Raw genomic sequence first — 1930 nt, 5'->3', positions numbered from 1 at the left:
GACCCAAGTTGGACAGTGGCCTCGGAACATGCGTAGAACATTGCTTCGCAAGTGATTGAATTTGTGTGGTGCGGGTTTGGCGCTGGAAAGGGGTGTAGTAACAACATTTGCGCTGAAATCGCCGTTTCTATCGATTCTGGCGCAGATCATCGATAACAACACATGCATGTTTGTTGTCGAACGAGTCGCTCGTGGCCACCGCTACCTCTACCTTGTCGAAAGCGTGCGTGAAGGTAAGGTCGTCCGTCAGCGCACCATCAAGGCGCTTGGCCGCAAAGATGCTCTTGCCGCCAGTGGTGAACTGGACAGGCTGGCAGCTTCGATTGTCCGGCATGCCGAGCGCAGCATCATCCTTTCCGACATCGATGAAGGCAAGATAACTGCCCAGCGCATCGGCGGCCCTTTGCTCTTCGATCGCCTGTGGCAGCGGCTCGGGGTCGATGCGGTGCTGACCGAGGTGCTGGAAGGGCGCGGCTTTGGCTTTGATGTCGAACGGGCGGTCTTTGTTGCGACCTTGCATCGCCTGTTCGTCTCAGGCTCGGACCGGGCGTGTAGCGACTGGATGAAGAGCTATGCCATCGAGGGTGTTGAGGATCTGGCGCTCCATCACTTCTACCGCGCCATGGCCTGGCTGGGCGAGGAGATCGAGGAGAAGGCTGAAGGCGCGCTGGCACCTCGCTGTGTGAAGGATGTGATCGAGGAGAAGCTGTTCGACCGCCGCCGGGATCTGTTCACGGATCTGAGCCTCGTGTTCATGGATACGACCTCGTTGTCATTCTACGGCTCAGGGGGCGACACGCTGGGGCGCAGGGGGCATTCCAAGGATCACCGGCCCGAGCTTGCGCAGATGATCCTGGCCGTGGTGATCGATGCCCAGGGGCGGCCGATCTGCACCGAGATGGTGCCGGGCAATACGGCAGATGTGAAAGTGCTGGTGCCCATCGTCAAACGCCTGCGCACGCGCTTCGGGATTACCCGGTCCTGCGTGGTGGCTGATCGCGGCATGATCAGCGCCGATACGATCGCCACACTTGAAGAACTGGGGATGGAATACATCCTGGGTGCGCGAGAACGTACCAGCAGTGTCGTCCGCGATGTCGTGCTCAACGATACATCCCCGATGGTCCCGCTCGTCCTCGAGCGGCAGGCTGGCGAGACCCAGCTCTGGGTCAAGGAGGTCCGTGTCGGCAGCGGCAAGGACGCCCAGCGCTACATCGTCACGCGCAACGAGGCTGAAGCCAAGAAGGACAAGGCCGATCGGCAGGCCATAATCGACGGGCTTCAGGCGCAGCTCAAGAAGGGTGACAAGGCCTTGGTCGGCAACTCGGCCTATCGACGTTATCTGAAAGCCAGCGGCAAGAGCTTCGAGATCGATCTGGGCAAACTCGCCGACGAAGCCCGGTTCGATGGCATCAGCGTGCTGCGCACCAATGCCCGGATCACTCCGCTCCAGGCCGTCATCCGCTATCGCGACCTGCTACAGGTCGAAGCCCTGTTCCGCATGGCCAAGGCCAGCTTCGATACCCGGCCGATCTACCACCAATCCGACGCTGCCATCCGCGGTCATGTGTTCGTCTCGTTCCTGGCCCTGACGCTTGCCAAGGAGCTGACCCGGCTATGCCAGGACAAGGGCTTCCAGCCCGAATGGCAGCCGCTCCTCAACGATCTCGACCGGCTACAGCAGGCCACCATCGAAAAGGACGGCAAGGTCATCAGCACTCGCACCCACGTAACCGGCGAAGTCGGTAACGTCTTCAAGGCCGCCGGCATCGCTCTCCCGGCCAACATCACCGAGCAGGCAGCGACGTAAGCGCAACCGCGCACCAGCACGCCACACACACCATTGAACATTGTAGTGGTAACACTCGCGCGCCCGCGCGCACCCTATTGATATAAAACCATTTTATCAAACGCACTGTCCAACTTGGGC

The 1930-nt window shown here is 60.4% G+C and carries 1 protein-coding gene; it reads left to right on the top strand.

Features of this window, described 5'->3' with window-relative positions; translation table 11 throughout:
• Positions 1-166 precede the first annotated feature (166 nt).
• Positions 167-1810 (top strand): IS1634 family transposase, encoded by a 1644-nt coding sequence (locus tag B9A23_RS22040; RefSeq protein ID WP_084281542.1) that lies wholly within the window; start codon positions 167-169, stop codon positions 1808-1810.
• The last annotated feature ends 120 nt before the right edge of the window (positions 1811-1930 follow it).

This window comes from Novosphingobium sp. B1 (assembly GCF_900176395.1).
GTDB lineage: Bacteria > Pseudomonadota > Alphaproteobacteria > Sphingomonadales > Sphingomonadaceae > Novosphingobium.
The sequence above is the reverse complement of the archived record's forward strand: the minus strand, read 5'-3'. Positions and strand labels throughout refer to the sequence as shown.